Raw genomic sequence first — 17,117 nt, 5'->3', positions numbered from 1 at the left:
GTAAGGGTCGAGCGGGTGCTCGGGGTCGGTTGATGGAGCGTTGCCATGGTGCACCTCCTGGGTGGGTATCATCGGTTAGGGTCATGCTCGCGGCGCGACGTTCATTCCAATTGACCCAGGTGCGCACGGAACGCCTCGCGCCGGTCCATACTCCAAGCTGCGTCCATCACCCACCCGGAGAGCCCGACGATGTTCACCAGCCTGCTGACCTTCCTGGTCACTCTGGCCGCCATGGAAGGCGTGGCGTACTTCGCGCATAAGCATGTGATGCATGGCTTCGGTTGGGGCTGGCACCGCTCGCACCACGAGCCGCGCACTGGCTGGTTCGAGAAGAACGACCTGTACGCGGTCGTGTTCGCCGTGCTGGCCATCGTGCTGATCGCCCTGGGCACAGGCGGGTGGTATCCGTTGCAGTGGATCGGCGCGGGCATGACCGCCTATGGCGTGCTGTACTTCGTCGCCCATGACGGCCTGGTGCACCACCGCTGGCCGCTGCGTATCGTCCCGCGGCGTGGCTACGCCAAGCGCCTGTATCAGGCTCATTTGATGCATCACGCCGTCAAAGGCCGCGAGGGCTGCGTGTCGTTCGGCTTTCTCTATGCCCCGCCTATCGCGCGGCTGCGCGAGCAACTGCGGGCGCGTCAGGGCGGGCCGTTGAAGCGTCCCGCCGCGGACGCTGCCACAGCCCCGGATCGCGTGGTCGATCGCGCCGCCAGCGAGCGCTGAGCGCCAGCCACAGGCCTGAGGCCACCGCCAGCAGTTTTTCCGCCTTGCCGGTCGAGCAGCGCACGTCCCAGGCGTGGCGGCCACCGGCGCGTACCTTCAAGCCGATACCGCGGTAGACCCGTGCCGCCGTGGCCACGGCCCAGGCTGAACGCCAGGGCAGGGCGGCGAGCCCGGCTTCGGCGCTGGCGTAGTAAGGTTCGGCTGCCGCGATCAAGTCACCGGCGATACGCGCCAACGCCTCGCGCTGCTCGGGCGCGGCGACCTGACCTGGGGCGATGCCCTGGGCCTGCAACCAATCTTCGGGCAGGTAACAGCGCTGCACGCCGGCGTCCTCGACGATATCGCGGGCGATGTTGGTCAGTTGCATGGCCAGGCCTAGGTCGCAGGCGCGATCAAGCACGGCAGCCTCGCGCACGCCCATCACCCGGGCCATCATCAGGCCCACCACCCCGGCCACGTGATAGCAGTAGCCGAGCAGGTCGTCGAGGCTGCGGTAGCGCTGGCCGCGCACGTCCTGATCGAAACCTTCGAGCAGGTCGAAGGGCTCGTGCGGGTCGAAGCCATGGCGCCGCGCCACGTCCCGCAAGGCGGCGAAGGCTGGGTCGTGCAATTCGCCGGCCGACAAGGCGACATCGGTCTGGCGGCGCAACTCGGCCAGACGCCGCTGGGCTTCCTCGACCGCGATCACCACCGCGCCATGGCCGGCTTCCTGGCCGTCGATGACGTCGTCACAATGCCGACACCAGGCATACAGCAGCACGGCACTGCGCCGGGTGTGCGGGTCGAACAGTCGCGAGGCCGTGGCGAAGCTCTTCGAACCGACGGCGATGCTGCGTTCGGCGTGGGCCAGAAGCTCGTCATGACTCATCGCTGCAGGTCCTCGAGCATCAACTGCGCCGTCGCCTTGGCCGACGCCACCACACCGGGCACGCCCGCACCGGGGTGCGTGCCGGCGCCCACCAGGTAGAGGTTGCTCAACTGTGCATCGCGGTTGTGCGGACGGAACCACGCGCTTTGGGTGAGCACCGGCTCCAGCGAGAAGGCCGAGCCCAGGTGAGCGCCCAAGGTGTCGCGGAAGTCTTCGGGGGTGAAGATGCGACAGGTCACCAAATCCTCGCGCAGGCCGGGGATGTAGTGACGTTCGAGATAGTCGAGGATGCGATCGCGATAGCGCGGACCTTCCACTTGCCAATCGATGTCGGCGTTGCCCAGATGCGGCACCGGCGCCAGCACGTAGTGCGCCGAGCAGCCGGGCGGCGCCAGGCTCGGGTCGGTGGCGCAGGGCGCGTGCAGGTACAACGAGAAGTCGTCGGCCAAGGTGTCGCCGTTGAAGATTTCCTGGATCAGCTCGCGGTAGCGCGGACCGAAGCACACGGTGTGGTGACGCAACTGTGGTTGCGCGCGCTTGAGGCCGAAGTGGATGACGAACAGCGAATTGCTGAAGCGCTTGCCGGCCAATTGGCGGCCATGCTGTTGGCCACGTGGGTGACCGGCCAGCAGATCCTTGTAGGTGTGCACCACGTCGGCATTGGAGGCCACGCAGTCGGCCTGGAACTGGCGGCCGTCGCGGGTGGTGACGCCGGTGAGGCGGTCGCCCTGGGTCTGCAAGGTCGCGACCTCGGCATTGAGGGCCAAGGTGCCGCCCAGGTCCTCGAACAGCCGCGCCATGCCTTGCACCAGCGCACCCGTGCCGCCGCGGGGAAACCACACGCCCCATTCACGTTCCAGGGCGTGGATCAGACTGTAGATCGACGAGGTCGCGAACGGGTTGCCACCCACCAGCAGCGCGTGGAAGGAAAACGCCTGGCGCAGCTTGGGGTGACGAATGTACTGCGCCACCTTGCTGTACACGCTGCGCCACGCCTGCAGGCGGGCCAACTGCGGACCGGCCTGGAGCATGTCGCGAAACGACAGGAACGGCACCGCGCCAAGCTTGATGTAGCCCGCGTCGAGCACCTGCCGGGAATAGGCGAGAAAGCGTCGATAGCCGTCCACGTCAGCCGGCTCCAGGGCGTGGATACGCCGCTCCAGGTCGTCCTGGTCGTTGCCATAATCCAAAGAGGTGCCGTCTTCCCAGCACAATCGGTAGAACGGGCTGACCGGTAGCATTTCGACGTAGTCGGCCATCTGCCGTCCGGCGCCGGTGAATAGCGCTTCCAGGGCGCCCGGATCGGTGATCACGGTGGGCCCGGCGTCGAAGGTGAACCCTTGGTCCTGGTAGACGTAAGCCCGTCCACCTGGCTTGTCGCGTCGCTCCAGCAGCGTAGTGCGCACGCCGGCGCTTTGCAGGCGAATCGCCAGGGCCAGCCCGCCGATGCCTGCGCCAATTACCACTGCCGATTTGCCTGGGGTCATCGATTGTCCTTGAAATGCCTGGGTGAAGAGCGAAGCGCCGCCTTGATAGCCGCGGCGACGGGAACGGGTGGCTTGCCGGTGAGGATACGCAGTTGATCGCGCCAGGTGCTGTGACCGGCGTAGAAACGTGCGATCAACGGTGCCGGGAGGCGATGGAAACGCTGCAGCACGCCCCAGCGATCCTGCGGGCGGCCGGCGAGGAACAGCATGCGGTTGAGCAGTCGGTAGAAGCCCTGACGCTGGCCGTGACGGTGAACGTACTGACCCAGCGCCGTCGCCAGTTGGGCGCTGTCATCCAGCGGCTGGGTCGCCAGCCAGTCGGCCAGGCGCACGGCGTCCGGCAGCGAGTAGCCAGTGGTGCTGTGGAACAGTCCGGCGCGCAGGCCGGAGCAGGGCAGGCCGCCGGCCTCGCGCCAGGCGCCAGGCAGGTCCTCGGCGAGGGTGATCGGCAGCACGCCATGTTCCTCGCGCAGGCAGGCTGCCACCGACCAGCCTTGCTGGTGCACGTACTCGGCGATGTGCTGGCGCAGGGTTTCGGCGGACGGCGCGGCGTCATCGACGTAGTGGGTGTCCTCCACCAGCACGGTGTCGTCGCTGAACGGCAGCAGGTAGACGAACCGGTAGCCCTGACCCTGGGTGACTCGTGCGTCCATCAACACGGGGATCTGCAGGCCGTGCGGGCGGTCCAGGCGCAGCAGTTGACCGACGAAAGCCTGATACCCAAGCACCCGGTGCGCACTGGGTCGAGCGCCACGGCCATCGATCACCACACGCGCCTCCAGTCGCCTGCCATCGTCCAGCAGCACGTGATCGGCGGCCACGCTGGCCACCGCACAGCCGGTGCGCAGGCTCAGGCCCAGCGCTGGGGTCAGCACCTCGGCGAAGCGCTCGCTGTCGAGGCTGGCGTAGCCACAGGGCAAGTTGCGCGAGAAGGCCGGGAAGTGCACCTGATAGGCCGGCCAGCGCTTGACCACCAGCGGCTCGATCCAGCGTTGCTGCGCGGCGCTGAGGTCGGCGTCATGGAATGACCAAGTGTGATTGCCGCCCAGGCGTTGGGCCTGTTCCAGACACAGGATGTTCAGTTCCGGGCGCAGCGTGCGCAGGCGCCAGGCGATCAAACCGTTGGCCAGGCCGCCGCCGGCGAGAATCAGATCGAAGCGCACGTTGCCTCCTCGTTCAGGACCGCGCGGCCGCTGGCCAGCGCCTGTTCGATCAACTGTGCCCCGCGTTGTGCGCCGTCCAAGGCTGCTGAGTCCTCGGCCAGCGACCTGAAGCGGCCCGCTGGCGCCTGGAGCAGTTCATTCAAGGCTTGGGCGATCCGCGCACGGCTAGCCCGGTGCGGCAGACGCAGGCCGAAACGATGATGCTCGACCCGCGCGGCCACGCCCGGTTGGTCGAAGGCGATCGGCAGCACCAGTTGCGGGGTGCCGGCCACGGCAGCGTCGAGCACAGTGTTCAGGCCGCCGTGGCTGATCACCACATCGGCGCGCCGCACCGCCCACTGCTGAGGGGCGAAATCGGTGACGAAGGTTGCGCCGCGGGCATGCAAGCGAGCCTGCTGCTGGGCATCGAGTCCGCCGCAATGGGCGAGCAGCAGTTGGACCTCGAGGTGCTGACAGGCACTGGCGATGCGCTCGAACAGGTCGAAGCGATGCCCTTGCAGGGTGCCCAGGCTGGCGAACACCAGCGGCCGTTCGGCGCTGATCGGCCAGGTGCCGGGTGCCTCGCGCGTGGCACGGCGCAGCGGCCCGAGGGCATGTGCGTGGGCGGGCCAGTGCTGGCGTGGGAAGTCCAAGCCAGCGGGCGTTTGACTCAGTTGCAGCAATGGCGAGAGAAAGGCATGCAATTGGCCTCTGGGCGCCAGCCCATGGTGCCGGCAAGCGCGCATCAATACCTTCGACACCGGTGTCATCAGCCCGTCATGCACGCGCTCGCTGCCGGCTTGCAGGCGCAACGCGCGGGCATCCGTACCCGCTGCGAAGGGGACGACCGGCAAGGGGATTCCCGCTTCGCGATTCACCGGCAACGCGCAGGCCACCGACACGCTCGGCAGGTGCAGCGCTTCGGCGATCAGTGCACCCGCAGGGGCCATCTGGTCGCAGATCAACGCGTCGACCTGATGCTTGCGCAAGGCGTCCGGCAGGTGCTCGCACAGCAACGCGCTGTTGTCGGCCATCTGCCGAATCAGCCGGTACAGGTGCCAGGGATTGCCTGTGCGTCCGGCCAGGCGCAGAGCCTGGGCGACATCCGCCTCGCCACGCGCCTGCGGGCCTAAGCCGACGAAGCCGATGCGTGGGGCATCGAGCCAACCGGCGACGCCGTGCTGCTGCATGAAGGTGACCTGATGGCCGCGTTCGACCAACGCCAGACCCAGCGCCTGCAAGGCGCTGAAGTGGCTGGGGTAGGTCGGCGCAACGACGGCGAAGTGGCTCATATCGGCAGCGGCGCCTGAGTCAGCAGCCGTGCTCGGCGCAACTGCGCCAGGTCGGCCGAGCCGGTGCAGAAGCAGGCGATGCGCAACTGGCGGATCAGCACGTGGAAGTGCTCGACCACCGCTTCACTGGAGCGGGTGGCCGCCTCCAGCACCCCTGCAGCCTGGCCGACCAGGTCGGCGCCGAGACGAATGGCCTTGGCCGCATCGATGCCGTCGCGAACACCTCCGGAGGCGATCAGTCCCACGCCGGGCAACGCCCGACGCACGCTCAGCACCGCCTGGGCGGTGGGTATACCCCAGTCGGCGAAGGCCAGCGCGACGGCGCGGTCGGCCGGGCTGGCGGCACGCGCAGCCTCTACTGCGGCCCAACGGGTGCCGCCGACACCCGCCACGTCGATGACGCTGACGCCCGCTTCGACCAGTTGACGCGCCACCGTCGGTGAGATGCCGCTGCCCACTTCCTTGGCGATCAGCGGCACCGGCAGTGCCTTGGCCAGCGCTTCGATGCGCCCCAGCACGCCACGCCAGTCGCGGTCGCCTTCGGCCTGCACCGCTTCCTGCAGGGGGTTCAGGTGCACGATCAGGGCGTCCGCCTGCACGCTATCCACCGCCCGCTGCGCCAGTTCCAGGCCATCGACTTCGCGCAATTGCGCCGCACCGAGGTTGGCCAGCAGCAGGATGTCCGGCGCCAGGCGCCGCAATTCGGCGGTCAGTCCCTGGTCATTGCCGCTGCGCAGGCCCACACGCTGGGAGCCGACGCCCATGGCGATGCCCAGCGCCTGGGCGGCTTCGGCCAGGTGCCGGTTGATGGCCTCGGCGCGGTCGGCACCGCCGGTCATGGAACTGATCAGCAGCGGTGCGCGCAACGCCTTGCCCAACAGGTGGGTACTCAGGTCGATGGCGTCCAGGTCCAGCTCCGGCAGGGCACAGTGTTCGAAGCGCAGCGCCGACCAACCGGCGCCATCATCGCCCGGGTTTCCGGCAGCAGAGGCCAGGACGATGTCCAAGTGATCGTTCTTGCGTTGACTGAGCATGTTTTCGTTCATGCCGGCTCCCTAGCATGGAATCATCTGCGCACAGATGAGGTCTGTGCTGAAGCGAGCTATACAACATAGAGGGCTATGTACAGCTAAGCTGAAAAAACTGCACAGCATCAGGCAACGGCACCTGCCAGTCGTTCCTTTTCACCGCGGCCTGCGTGCCGCCTGCATCCAGAGGCCGGAATGACGACCATCACCTGCGCGGCGGCGCTGACCGACACCGATTTTGCCGAGCACCTCGCCCAGTTGCGTGGGGCCCTCGAAACGCGCCTTGAGCAACTGTTGCCTGCGGTCGGCCACGAGCGCGACCTGTTGGCCGAAGGCATGCGCCACTGCACGCTGGCGCCGGGCAAACGTCTGCGTCCGCTGCTGCTGGCGCTGCTGGTCGAAGACCTCGGCGCTTGTCCGCAGGCCGCCTTGCAGGCCGGGTGCGCCATCGAGATGGTGCATGCGGCCTCGTTGGTGCTGGACGACCTGCCGTGCATGGACGACGCCGCGTTGCGTCGCGGACGGCCGACCCTGCATCGGGCTTTTGGCGAAGACGTGGCGATTCTTGCGGCGATTGCCTTGCTGTCGCGCGCCTTCGGCCTGCTGTCGGCGCTGGAAACCCTCAGTCCACGCGTGCGCAACGCCCTGGTGGCGACGCTCTCGGAAACCATCGGCGTGCAGGGCCTGGTCAAAGGCCAGTTGCAGGACCTGCGCGATGGCGCGACGCCGCGCACCGCCGAGCAAATCGCCGAGACCAACCAGCTCAAGACCGGCGTGCTGTTCGGTGCCATCGTCGAGATGGCCTGCCGCATGGCCAATGCCTCGCTTGACGTCAGCCGCGCGCTGCATGCCTTCGCCGAGGAACTCGGGCAGGCGTTCCAGTTGCTGGACGACCTGAAGGATGGCGACAGCGACACCGGCAAGGACTGCCTGAAGGATCAAGGCAAGTCGACGCTCTTTGCACTGTGCGGCGAAAAGGGCACCCGCCAGCGCCTCGACGCGCACCTGGCCGCGGCCAACCAGTGCCTGGTCCAGGCCGGTCTTGGCGGCGGGCGTATCGCCTCGCTGTTGCAGGCGTCGTTCAGCGATACCCGATCGAACCTTCCAAGCGCAGCGGGTTCTGCTGAACATCAGTCAGTGAATCGCGGAGGTATGCAATGAAATCCCATGATCCCCAACAGCCGCAGGATAAAGTGCCCGATGCCGTGTCTTCGGATCGCCTGCAGAAGGGCGAGCGCAACGAGGGTCCTGCCTTGGAGCGTCCCAACCCTGCCACCGAAACCGTGGACAAGGTCATCACGCCGACTGAGGTCAAAGAACTGGAAAACGACACGCGCGAGATCAACGAACGTTTGCGCGACGTGGAGCCAAAGCTGCGTCCCTGAGCCCACCTTGCGGGCCTGATCGCCAGGCCCCAGCCTTTTTCTGGCTGTATCGAGTCACGACCCCGCCAGCTGCGCCAGATAATCTCCAAATCCCTCCCGTGCCCGGCTGTCCCGACGGCTGCTGGTGGCCACGCTGTTGCGCGCAGTCCAGGCTATCTGCGCACCATTGGCTTCCAGCGCACGCACCAATTGCACGTCCTCATGGGCCGACAACGGCTGGAAACCGCCCGCCCGCCGATAGGCCTGGGCACAGATGCCGAGATTGGCCCATGAATGTGTCGGTGTCCTTCGCGAGCTTCGTAGCGGCTGCGGTACAGGCGGCGCAGCGCGGCGTCCTGCCAAGGCTCCCAGCGGTCCACGTGCACCGTGCCGCAGACGGCCTCGGCCTCGCATTGCAGTTGCCACATCAGCCAATGCGCGGGCACGCGGCTGTCGGCATCGGTGCAGGCCAGCCAATGGGCGCCGCGCTCGAGCATGGCCTCGGCGCCGGCACGCCGGGCGCAGCCCACGTTGCCCGCGTCCAGGCTCAAGGTGTCGACGCCATGGCGCTCGGCGATGCGCCCGCTGGTGTCGCTGCAGCGATCCAGCACCACCAGGATCTGCACCTCGTGACCCGCCGTCTGCGCCGCGAGTGCGGCGGCTTTCACCGCTTTCAGACAGCGGCCCAGGCGTCGGGCCTCATTATGCGCGGGAATGATGACGGCGATCATAGGCAGGTCTCGTCCAGGTCGACCACGCTGGGTTGGCACGACCAGTACTCGAGCAGGAAGTCCGCTTCCTCGTGGCGAAACACGCGGTACAGCGGCAGATACTCGGCCAGCCGCGCGTGCACTTCGCGGCCATCCTGCGGGCAGCCGGCGATGGGGTGAAGCCAGTGGCAGGCAAGCAGCCCGCCGTCATAGCTCAGGCTGGCCACCGACTGCTCGATGACCTGCCGCCAGGCGCGCGCATCGAGGTAGTAGCCCACTTCGCTGAGCACGATGAGGTCGAAGCTGCCGCCCGGCCAGTCTCCTGGCAGGCGCGCCTGTTCAGCGCTGGCATGGGGAGCATCGGCCAGGCGCGCGCGGGTCAGCTCGACCGCCGTTCGATCGAGGTCCTGGCACAGCAGCCCGGCGCAGCGCTCGGCCAGCAGCGCGCTGAGTTCACCGTTGGCGCAAGCCGGTTCGAAGATCCGTTCGTAGCACTGGCGCGGCAGGCTGGCCATCACCAGGTCGCGCTTGCGCTTCTCGTACCAGCGGGTGCGAAAGGCCCACGGGTCTTCGTTGCGGGCGTACAGGTCGGCGAAATACTCGGCATCGAGGCTCATGGCAGATCCTTCTTCAGAGAAACACCAGTTCAAAGGGTTGCAGCAGGCATTCCAGCAGCTTGGCGGACAGCACCGGCGGACGGTCGTCATCGGCCTGCAACTGGCTGACGTGGGCAGCGATGGCTTGACGCTTGCGCGCCACGCTGGCGTCGCTCAACTGGATCCGCCGTGCGCGTTGCCACGGCAGGCGCGGGTCATCGGCCTGCGCCCAGTGCCAGGCCCAGACCGGCACCTCGGCCAGCTCCGCACCGCGCGCCTGGGCCGCCTGGGCGCAGGCGCGGCCCACGGCGTCATGGTCGCAGTGGCCGTCCAGGCGCCAAGGACACATCAGCAGGTCGCCCGGCTGCAGCAGTTGGCTCAGGTGATTGACCAGGAACGGCTCGTCGCGGGGCAGGGCGCCGTCCTTGAGGTTCAGGCGCCGCCAGTCCACCTCGCGCAACTGCAGATCGAGCTGCTGCAGGGCATGCTGACTTTCTAGCGGACGCTGGTGGCGCAGGCGTCGCTCGCTCCAGTGCTCGGAGCCCGGATGGCTACCTTCGCCGTCGGTGGCGGAGATCAGGATCAGGTCCTGCTCACGCCCCTGGAAATGGCTGAGCAGACCGCCCGCCATGAGGATTTCATCGTCCGGATGCGGCGCCACCAGGACCAGGCGACGACCAGGCGGACACAGTTGTTCGGGGGTGATCCACGCGGCGCGGGCCAGGTGGGCGGACTTCTGCCATTCGCTCCAGGGCGTGCCAGCGCTGGCCTGGATAAGGTTCTCGCTCATAGCTGCCAGTCTCCTGCTGGGCGCTGCGCCCGCTGTTGTCCAAGGGCTGCCAGGTCGCGCTCGGCGTGGCTCTGGCGCAGGTACACGGGTAAATCGGCGTTGAGCCGGGCGAAGTGACTGTCGCGGCAGAACGGCGTGGCGCCCAGTGCGCGCCCGACATGGTGCAGAACTTGCTCGGCCGCCTGCTCGACCTGGGCCCGCGTGCGCCGCACTGGGTAACTGGCATCGGCCACAGGGTGGGCATCGATCCACGCCGCGCACTCGCGCAGCGCGGCACGTGCCCCGAGCAAGGCGCTGTCCACCGCGCCCAGATGCGCGTGGGCATGGGCATCGGCCCGGGGCGTGCGGCAATGTTCACGCAGGTAATCGGCGATCGCTGCAGCGGCCCCGTACCAGCAGGCGGCGATGCCCGCACCGCCTTGCCAGAAGCCGGGGCGCGACAGGTACTGTCCCGGCTCGCCGACGGCAATGCCAGGCGAGTCGTCGAAGTTGAGGGTGACGCTGGCGGTGGCCGCCATGCCCTGGGCTTGCCAAAGGTCCGTACTTACGCGCTGGCTAGGATGCGGCAGGTCGATAGCCACCAGTTGCGGCTTCTCGTCTGCAGTCCAGGCGGTGATCAGCCCTTGGTTCACCTGCAAGGCCCCGGAACACCAGGCCTTGGCGCCGTGCAGTCGGACTTGGTCGCCGTCCCGGGCGACGATTCGGGCCCGTGCGTCTGGCGGCTCCGCTGCCCACACGCCCCAGAGGCCATCACCGGCCAAGTGGGCGGCACCGCACTCGGCCAGAATCGCCAGGGCATCGGTGTGGCCCTCGTACAGCTTGGCCAGCGCCAGGTCACAACCGCCGACGCGTGCCAGCACTTGCCAGCGTTGCAAGGTCTGGCCCTGACCGGGCAGGGGCAGCTCATCGAGTGCCTCGGCCTGCATTGCCTGCATCAGCGTGGCCAATCCAGGGTCCAGATGCAGGGCCTGGCTGCGCTCGCCGAAGGCGCGCAGCACAGACGCCAAGCGTGTTGAGTCGATGGTTGGATCACTGTTCATGCGGTGGCGTCCATTCCCAGTTGCTTGCGCATGCGCGCGGTGATCGATTGGCGGGTCGTGCTCATCTGCGCCCAAGGGTCGTCGAGGTCGGCCAGGCGTTCGTGCAGGTTGACGAGGGTCCACTGGTCAGCGCCTTTGAGCTGCGCCAGTTCCTCGGGCCAGATCGGCACCGACACCGGCAGTCCATCGCGCGCGCGCACCGAATAGGCACTGACGGTGGTTGCGCCCTGGGCATTGCGCAGGTAGTCGATGAAGATCCGGCCCACCCGATTCTTCGGGCCGGACACGGCCGAAAAGCGATCAGGGAACAGGTCCGCCATGTGTTGCACCAGGGCATGACTGAACGCCTTCACCTGCTCCCAGGATGCGCGTCGGGTGAGCGGCACCACCAGGTGCATGCCTTTGCCACCGCTGGTCTTGAGGAAAACCTTCAGGCCCAACTCTTCGAGCAAGGTGAGGGTCAATTGGGTGGCTTCGACCATGGCTTTCCAGGGCAACGCCGGATCCGGGTCCAGGTCGAGCACCAGGCGGTCGGGCTTGTGGAAGTCCCGGGTCGTGGCGTTCCAGGTATGAAATTCCAGGGTGTTCATCTGCACGGCGCCCAGCACGCTGTCCACCCGGTTCAGCACCATGGCAGCCTGTCCCGCCTGGGCTTTGTCGAACGTGCGCACGTGAGGCAGGTGCAGTTGCCCGGCATGTTTCTGGAAGAACAGCTCCCCGCTCAGTCCTTCAGGTGCGCGCACCAAGGCCACGGGGCGATCCTTGAGTTGTGGCAGCAGCCACTCGGACACCTGGGCGTAGTACTCCAGAACCTGACGCTTGGTCACCCCGGTGGTGGCATCGATGACGCGGTCCGGGTGAGTCAGGCGCAGATCGCCGAGGGCTTCAGGCTCGGCCTTGCGGCGCTTTGCAGCGGGCTTGGGCATGGGTTGTTCCAGGTCGATGGCAGTGGCTGGCTTGTCGTCGCGCAGGCCGTGGAAAACGGCGTGGCGCACGATACCGTCGCGGGTCATCTGGGCGTAGGCGACCTCAGCCAGCAACCGTGGTTTGAGCCAGTGCACGCCGTGGGCCTGGGCACCGCTGGGCGGCTTCGCCAGTGCAGGCTTGGCGCTGTGCAAGGGCTTGAGCTGGGCATAGAGGGTTTTCAGGGTGGCGGCGCTGAACCCGGTGCCCACTCGACCGGCGTAGCGCAACTCGCCGCTGTCGGCGTCGTGCAGGGCCAGCAGCAGGGCACCGAAGGCCGTGCGGCTGCCCTTGGGGTCGGTGTAGCCGACGATGACGAACTCCTGGCGCCGCGTGCATTTGAGCTTGATCCAGTCGCGGCTGCGCTGGCCGCTGTAGGGGCTGTCGGCACGTTTGCCGATCAGGCCCTCGAGCCCCAGACGACAGGCGCTGTCGAGCAGCGAGTCGAGCGGTTGATCGAAGTCGCCGGAGTAATGCAGCACATCGGATGCATCGTCCGCCAGGAGCTGCTGCAGCGCGTCTCGGCGCTGCGACAGCGGCACCGGGCGCAAGTCCTTGCCGCCCAGGAAGGGCAGGTCGAACAGGTAATAACGAATGGCGTGGTCGTCATCGCGGTCGAAGGCGTTTTGCAGCGCCTGGAAATCCGCGACGTCGTCATCGCCGTTGACCACCACCTCACCGTCGAGCCAGGCGCTGTCCAAGGACAGCGCACGCAGGGCGTCCACCAGCCGCGGCATGCGCGCGCTCCAGTCATGGCCGTTGCGGGTGAACAGGCGCACATCCTGGCCGTCGATTCGCGCCAGAATGCGGTAGCCGTCGAATTTCACTTCATAGCGCCAGTCGCCCGCAGGCGGGGCGTCCACCAGTGTGGCCAGTTGTGGTTGCAGTGTCTGGGGCAGGCTGGCTTTCTTCGCCCGAGCGGGTGTGGACTTTGCGGTCTTGCGCGTGCGCGGCGTCAGGGTGCGATCGCTGACGACGCTGTCGGGTTGGTCCTCGACGATGCTGTAGTCGTCCTCGCTACGGGCGTGATCGTCCTTGGACTTGACCAGCATCCACTGTTCTTTCTTGCCTTCCAGGCGCGTGCGAAAAAGATTCCACGTTCCACCGAGCTTCTCCCCTTGCAGGCGAAAGCGCAGCTTGCCCTTGGCATAGGCCACCTGCGGATCACCTTCAGGCTGCCACACGCCACGATCCCAGACGATCACATCGCCGGCGCCGTAATGCCCCTCGGGAATGTGCCCTTCGAAGTCGGCGTAATCCAGCGGGTGATCTTCAACGTGCACGGCCAGGCGACGCACGCTGGGGTCGAGTGACGGCCCTTTGGGCACAGCCCAGCTCTTGAGCGCACCGTCCAGCTCCAGCCGGAAGTCGTAATGCAGGTGGCTGGCGTCGTGCTTCTGGATGCAGAACTGCAGCGCGTGGTCCGCGGCTTGGCGACGGCCCTTGCCAGAGGGCTCGGGCGTGGCCTTGAAATCGCGCTTGCGCTGGTATTCCTGCAGCGGCTTGGCCATGACTAACTCCGGGACGTTCGCGGATCGGTCTCTGGTTGAGGCGATCGGAACAAGCAGAGTTCAAAAAAGACTGATCACCATGATTCCGGCCAGCACGATCAGCCCGCCGAGGATGCGCCGTGCGAGGTGGCCTTCATGAAAAAACCACCACGCCAGGAATGAACCGATGACGATTGAAGACTCGCGCATCGGCGCGACCAGTGCCACGGGTGCGCGTTGCATGGCGGTCAGCACCAGCACGTAGGCCAGTGGGGAGAGCAGGGCGACGGCCAGGATCGGCGCTGCGTTGGCACGCAGCGCGACCGCAATGCCATGCCGGCGTCTCAACGCGAAAGGGGTCAGGATCAGGCCCTGTAGTAGCAGCGTGCCGGCGTAGTAGCTGACCGGCGGTAAATGCCACCCGGTGACAGCGTGGCTGTCCCATAACGTATACCCGGCGATGCTGGTCCCGGTCGCGACACCCCAGAACACGCCTGGGGACAGCAGGCGGCCAGCGGCCCCGAAAACCTGTCCGACCACGACGAAGATCCCGATGACGATGAGCAACGCGCCGCACATCGCTGCCAAGCCTAGGCGCTCCCCGAGTAGGGTAACCGCGATCACCATGGTCAGCAGTGGACCCGAGCCACGGGCGACTGCATACACCACGCCAAGCTCTGCGCGGTCGTAGCCAGCTTGGAGGATGAGCGAGTAGACGATGTGCAGTACCGCCGAGACGACGGAGGCGACCAGGAGCCGGCCATCGAGTGCTTGGTGTTGCTCGGCCATCAGCACCAAGCCGATCGGCAGGCACAATAACGCGCTGGCGAAGGTATAGGCCCAGACGAACAGCAAGGTGTCGCCACGCTTGTACTTCGCGGCGACGTTCCACAGCGCATGGGCGGTGGCTGCGATGAGCACGAGCGCTATTGTGTCGAGCCCCATCAGTCGATATCGGGCAGGTCGATACCGGCCCGCTCGGCTCGACGGTTGCGCTCAGGGTCGCGCATGGCGAGCGCCGTGACCAGCGAGTCGACGACCACTAGCTGGGCCAGCCGACTGCCGGCGGCAGCCATTTGCGCCGGCAGCGGTGCGCCGCCGACCACCAGAGCGGTGTCCGCGAGATTGGCCAGTGGCGTGCCGTACTGATTGGTGATGGCGATCAGCGAAGCCCCGGCCGAAGACGCGGCGTCGGCAACGGCGAGTGTGGTGGCTGTGCGTCCGGTCGAGCTGACGGCGATCACGACATCGTCCTGCCCTAACAGGCGCATAGCGATCATCGCTGACAGATGGTCCTGGATGCCGACCGTCGTTACGCCCACCGCGCGCAGGCGGAAGACGGCGTCGGCGGCCACGATGGATGACGGTCCGGCGCCGAAGGCGATCACTTGCCTGGCAGAGCGCAGCGCCTCAACCGCTCGGTCGAGCGCTGCGATGTCCAGCGCGCCCAACAGCGCATCCAGGGCGTGAGTGCCGGCATGGATCGAAGACTGGATCACGTCAACCGACGTTGCATTGGCTCCGAGCGCCTGTGGAGGTACGAAGAATTGGTTGGTACCCCGTGCCCGTGCGATCTCGATCTTCAGTTCGGCGAAGCCGCCGAAGCCCACCGCCCGTGCAGCGCGTACCACGCTTGGCGCAGAGACGCCCGCGCGGGCGGCGACCTGCGCAGCGGTGCTCGTACCGACGAACAAGGGATCGGTCATCAGCAGGGCAATGACCTTGCTTTCGCTGGCGGCCAGATCCCCGCTGCGGGCCTGAACGCTGCTTAGCCACTGGGCGATACGTGTCGAGCTATTTGAAATTTTGTTACCAGTTTTTTCATTCATTTGTTATTTATTACATGGTGTGGCGAAAGGCACAACCCTGTTTCCAACCCTTTGAGGAGCATTCGTCCATGACTAACGATCATTGCCTGTCCGTGGCTGTCGTGGGGCCTGGTGCCATAGGCACCACCCTTGCCGCCATGCTGCACGAGTGCGCACGTACGCCGACGTTATGTGGCCGACGGGCGCGCGATGAACTCACGCTGCTGGATGGCGAGCGCAGCATCCGCGTTCCCGGACCCGTGCAGACGAGTCCCGATCAGATCGGACCAGGCTTTGATGTTGTCTTTCTTGCGGTCAAAGCGACCCAAACCGACGCAGCGGCCGCCTGGCTGTCGGGCCTGAGCGGTCCGCAGACCGTGGTGTGCGTCCTGCAAAATGGCGTCGAGCAGGTGCAGGCCGTGTCTGCCCACCTGGCCGATGCGCGTGTGGTGCCCGCAGTGGTCTGGTTTCCTGCCCAGGCACAGGCCGACGGCTCGGTTCGCCTGCGTGGAGAGGCACGCTTGAGCCTGCCGGACATTCCCGCTGCCGAGGTGGTCGTGCGAGCACTGCGTGGCACGCGATGCGGCGTCGAGTTGACCGCCGACTTCAAGACGGTGGCGTGGCGCAAGCTGCTCCAAAACGCCCTGGCCGGGCTGATGGCACTCACCCAACGTCGCGCGGGCATGTACGCCAGGAGCGATATCTCCAGGTTGTCACTGGCTTATCTGCAGGAGTGTCTGGCCGTCGCTCGCGCCGAAGGCGCTAACCTGCGCGACGACGTGCCCCAAGCGATTCTCGACCAGTTTCAGGCCTTCCCCCGAGACATGGGGACCTCCATCCTGACCGACCGTGAAGCCAACCGACCGCTGGAGTGGGACATCCGTAACGGCGTCGTGTCGCGTTACGGGCGAGCCCATGGTATCGCCACCCCTATCAGCGACATGCTGGTAGCACTTCTCGCCGCGGCGAGCGACGGACCGGGCTGATTGGCCGTTGGCGTTGTCGCCCGACGAGGGCCCGCGTGATGAAAATCTGAATTTTCCCGAGCAGCGCAGAGTCGACCGCTTGAACGCACTTGACCGGAGAGCCGCCATGGCCCAAGCAGACGACGAGAAGTACCGCCCCCAGGAAATCGACGACACCGAAGACCGCATGGGCAGCATCCGTGAGCTGGACTTCAGCGAGCGCAAGGATGAACGCCGTGGGCGTGTTGGCGACGAGCGTCCCGACGCCGAGGCGGAGCAGGATTTTTCCCCAGAGCGGATCGCCGAGAGCGGCATGAGCGGGGCGAGGCGCTGACCGAGAGCTTGCACGAGGACAACGTGACCATGGACGACCTGAGCCTGGACACGCTGTACGGCGCGCCAGGTGCCCGTGACGCCCAGGACTCGGCCGAGGACGATGGGCCTGCCGACATGAACCTGCGCGAAGTGGATGCCGATGAAATTGCCGGTGGCAATGGCCTGGACGAAGCCGAACTGGCCCACGTCAAGCCCCTCGACGGCAAGCCGTGGACCGATGACGATTCGAACGCCGATGGAGAGCATCGCCATGAATGAGCAACGTTGCGCCTGTAACCACTGTTCCTGCACGGTTGACGCCAACGCCTTTTCCCACGACGGCAAGGCCTATTGCTGCGAGGCCTGCGCCAGTGGTCACCCGCACGGCGAGCACTGCCGCATGGGCGACTGCGGCTGCGGCGCAGCGACCCAGCCGGACGAAAAGAGCGTCGATAATGCGCTGGACGAAACCTATCCGGCGAGTGACCCGATCTCGCCGTGACGGCGTGGGCAATCGTTACGCTCAGCGTAAT

General features: G+C 66.7%; 16 protein-coding genes and 2 pseudogenes. 6 read left to right on the top strand and 12 right to left on the bottom strand.

The annotated features are described in order from the left end of the window. Positions 1-189 precede the first annotated feature (189 nt). Entirely contained in the window at positions 190-726 is a 537-nt protein-coding gene (locus tag GKC70_RS13165) for a sterol desaturase family protein (protein WP_039577343.1), read from the top strand. Here GKC70_RS13165 and GKC70_RS13160 read toward each other — a convergent pair. The 5 genes from GKC70_RS13160 to fni are packed head-to-tail and all read right to left on the bottom strand — an operon-like array spanning position 608 to position 6,561. Then, a complete protein-coding gene (locus GKC70_RS13160) occupies positions 608-1,594 on the bottom strand; it encodes a phytoene/squalene synthase family protein (protein ID WP_342648895.1) in 987 nt (328 codons plus the stop codon). The genes GKC70_RS13165 and GKC70_RS13160 overlap by 119 nt on opposite strands. Further along, positions 1,591-3,081 carry a phytoene desaturase gene (locus tag GKC70_RS13155; protein WP_342648894.1) on the bottom strand — a complete coding sequence of 497 codons (1,491 nt, stop codon included), beginning with the start codon at positions 3,079-3,081 and terminating at the stop codon, positions 1,591-1,593. Before GKC70_RS13155 ends, GKC70_RS13160 begins: the two co-directional genes overlap by 4 nt. Then, the gene (gene crtY, locus GKC70_RS13150; RefSeq protein ID WP_342648893.1) at positions 3,078-4,244 is read right to left on the bottom strand and encodes a lycopene beta-cyclase CrtY; all 1,167 of its coding nucleotides are present in this window, start codon (positions 4,242-4,244) and stop codon (positions 3,078-3,080) included. The genes GKC70_RS13155 and crtY overlap by 4 nt, the downstream gene beginning before the upstream one ends. Then, positions 4,229-5,515 carry a glycosyltransferase gene (locus tag GKC70_RS13145; RefSeq protein WP_342648892.1) on the bottom strand — a complete coding sequence of 429 codons (1,287 nt, stop codon included), beginning with the start codon at positions 5,513-5,515 and terminating at the stop codon, positions 4,229-4,231. Before GKC70_RS13145 ends, crtY begins: the two co-directional genes overlap by 16 nt. Continuing rightward, on the bottom strand, positions 5,512-6,561 hold the full coding sequence (fni, locus tag GKC70_RS13140) for a type 2 isopentenyl-diphosphate Delta-isomerase (protein WP_304485335.1): 1,050 nt from the start codon (positions 6,559-6,561) through the stop codon (positions 5,512-5,514). The genes GKC70_RS13145 and fni overlap by 4 nt, the downstream gene beginning before the upstream one ends. Positions 6,562-6,738: 177 nt before the next feature. Between fni and GKC70_RS13135 the strand changes: the two genes are divergently transcribed. Beyond that, positions 6,739-7,704 (top strand): polyprenyl synthetase family protein, encoded by a 966-nt coding sequence (locus GKC70_RS13135; protein ID WP_342648891.1) that lies wholly within the window; start codon positions 6,739-6,741, stop codon positions 7,702-7,704. Continuing rightward, positions 7,701-7,928: a hypothetical protein gene (locus GKC70_RS13130; protein WP_342648890.1), complete on the top strand. Its 228-nt coding sequence runs from the start codon at positions 7,701-7,703 to the stop codon at positions 7,926-7,928. Before GKC70_RS13135 ends, GKC70_RS13130 begins: the two co-directional genes overlap by 4 nt. Before the next feature lie 54 nt (positions 7,929-7,982). Here the strand turns inward: GKC70_RS13130 and GKC70_RS13125 are convergent. The 7 genes and pseudogenes from GKC70_RS13125 to GKC70_RS13095 all read right to left on the bottom strand — a co-directional run bounded on the left by GKC70_RS13125 (position 7,983) and on the right by GKC70_RS13095 (position 15,325). Beyond that, a pseudogene (locus tag GKC70_RS13125) lies at positions 7,983-8,638 on the bottom strand (glycosyltransferase). Further along, positions 8,635-9,234: an SAM-dependent methyltransferase gene (locus GKC70_RS13120; protein ID WP_342648889.1), complete on the bottom strand. Its 600-nt coding sequence runs from the start codon at positions 9,232-9,234 to the stop codon at positions 8,635-8,637. The pseudogene GKC70_RS13125 and the gene GKC70_RS13120 overlap by 4 nt, the downstream one beginning before the upstream one ends. A gap of 13 nt (positions 9,235-9,247) precedes the next feature. Next, positions 9,248-10,003, bottom strand: a complete 756-nt coding sequence (locus GKC70_RS13115) for a PIG-L family deacetylase (RefSeq protein WP_342648888.1) — start codon at positions 10,001-10,003, stop codon at positions 9,248-9,250. After that, positions 10,000-11,043, bottom strand: coding sequence for an acyl-CoA dehydrogenase (locus GKC70_RS13110; RefSeq protein WP_342648887.1), 1,044 nt, complete (start codon positions 11,041-11,043; stop codon positions 10,000-10,002). Before GKC70_RS13110 ends, GKC70_RS13115 begins: the two co-directional genes overlap by 4 nt. Further along, a complete protein-coding gene (ligD, locus tag GKC70_RS13105) occupies positions 11,040-13,517 on the bottom strand; it encodes a DNA ligase D (RefSeq protein WP_342648886.1) in 2,478 nt (825 codons plus the stop codon). Before ligD ends, GKC70_RS13110 begins: the two co-directional genes overlap by 4 nt. 60 nt (positions 13,518-13,577) lie before the next feature. Then, positions 13,578-14,441: a DMT family transporter gene (locus tag GKC70_RS13100; protein WP_342648885.1), complete on the bottom strand. Its 864-nt coding sequence runs from the start codon at positions 14,439-14,441 to the stop codon at positions 13,578-13,580. Further along, a complete protein-coding gene (locus tag GKC70_RS13095) occupies positions 14,441-15,325 on the bottom strand; it encodes a MurR/RpiR family transcriptional regulator (protein WP_342648884.1) in 885 nt (294 codons plus the stop codon). The genes GKC70_RS13100 and GKC70_RS13095 overlap by 1 nt, the downstream gene beginning before the upstream one ends. Before the next feature lie 68 nt (positions 15,326-15,393). Here GKC70_RS13095 and GKC70_RS13090 point away from each other — a divergent pair, with 68 nt between their 5' ends. The 3 genes and pseudogenes from GKC70_RS13090 (at position 15,394) to GKC70_RS13080 (ending at position 17,086) form a co-directional block, all read left to right on the top strand. After that, positions 15,394-16,290: an oxidoreductase gene (locus tag GKC70_RS13090; RefSeq protein WP_342648883.1), complete on the top strand. Its 897-nt coding sequence runs from the start codon at positions 15,394-15,396 to the stop codon at positions 16,288-16,290. A gap of 106 nt (positions 16,291-16,396) precedes the next feature. Beyond that, positions 16,397-16,863: pseudogene (locus GKC70_RS13085) on the top strand (phosphotransferase system, HPr-related protein). Continuing rightward, a complete protein-coding gene (locus GKC70_RS13080; RefSeq protein ID WP_029612109.1) occupies positions 16,856-17,086 on the top strand; it encodes a metallothionein in 231 nt (76 codons plus the stop codon). The pseudogene GKC70_RS13085 and the gene GKC70_RS13080 overlap by 8 nt, the downstream one beginning before the upstream one ends. The last annotated feature ends 31 nt before the right edge of the window (positions 17,087-17,117 follow it).

It is taken from the genome of Pseudomonas sp. REB1044 (assembly GCF_038813925.1).
GTDB classification, from domain to species: Bacteria; Pseudomonadota; Gammaproteobacteria; order Pseudomonadales; family Pseudomonadaceae; genus Aquipseudomonas; species Aquipseudomonas boreofloridensis.
The sequence above is the reverse complement of the archived record's forward strand: the minus strand, read 5'-3'. Positions and strand labels throughout refer to the sequence as shown.

Bases quoted from the DNA above. Each gene is read 5' to 3' on its own strand.
- GKC70_RS13165 (WP_039577343.1), top strand. From the start codon at position 190: ATGTTCACCAGCCTGCTGACCTTCCTGGTCACTCTGGCCGCCATGGAA.
- ligD (WP_342648886.1), bottom strand. From the start codon at position 13,517: ATGGCCAAGCCGCTGCAGGAATACCAGCGCAAGCGCGATTTCAAGGCC.
- GKC70_RS13130 (WP_342648890.1), top strand. From the start codon at position 7,701: ATGAAATCCCATGATCCCCAACAGCCGCAGGATAAAGTGCCCGATGCC.
- GKC70_RS13080 (WP_029612109.1), top strand. From the start codon at position 16,856: ATGAATGAGCAACGTTGCGCCTGTAACCACTGTTCCTGCACGGTTGAC.
- fni (WP_304485335.1), bottom strand. From the start codon at position 6,561: ATGAACGAAAACATGCTCAGTCAACGCAAGAACGATCACTTGGACATC.
- GKC70_RS13100 (WP_342648885.1), bottom strand. From the start codon at position 14,441: ATGGGGCTCGACACAATAGCGCTCGTGCTCATCGCAGCCACCGCCCAT.
- GKC70_RS13090 (WP_342648883.1), top strand. From the start codon at position 15,394: ATGACTAACGATCATTGCCTGTCCGTGGCTGTCGTGGGGCCTGGTGCC.
- GKC70_RS13095 (WP_342648884.1), bottom strand. From the start codon at position 15,325: ATGAATGAAAAAACTGGTAACAAAATTTCAAATAGCTCGACACGTATC.
- GKC70_RS13155 (WP_342648894.1), bottom strand. From the start codon at position 3,081: ATGACCCCAGGCAAATCGGCAGTGGTAATTGGCGCAGGCATCGGCGGG.
- GKC70_RS13115 (WP_342648888.1), bottom strand. From the start codon at position 10,003: ATGAGCGAGAACCTTATCCAGGCCAGCGCTGGCACGCCCTGGAGCGAA.
- GKC70_RS13120 (WP_342648889.1), bottom strand. From the start codon at position 9,234: ATGAGCCTCGATGCCGAGTATTTCGCCGACCTGTACGCCCGCAACGAA.
- GKC70_RS13160 (WP_342648895.1), bottom strand. From the start codon at position 1,594: ATGAGTCATGACGAGCTTCTGGCCCACGCCGAACGCAGCATCGCCGTC.
- GKC70_RS13145 (WP_342648892.1), bottom strand. From the start codon at position 5,515: ATGAGCCACTTCGCCGTCGTTGCGCCGACCTACCCCAGCCACTTCAGC.
- GKC70_RS13110 (WP_342648887.1), bottom strand. From the start codon at position 11,043: ATGAACAGTGATCCAACCATCGACTCAACACGCTTGGCGTCTGTGCTG.
- GKC70_RS13135 (WP_342648891.1), top strand. From the start codon at position 6,739: ATGACGACCATCACCTGCGCGGCGGCGCTGACCGACACCGATTTTGCC.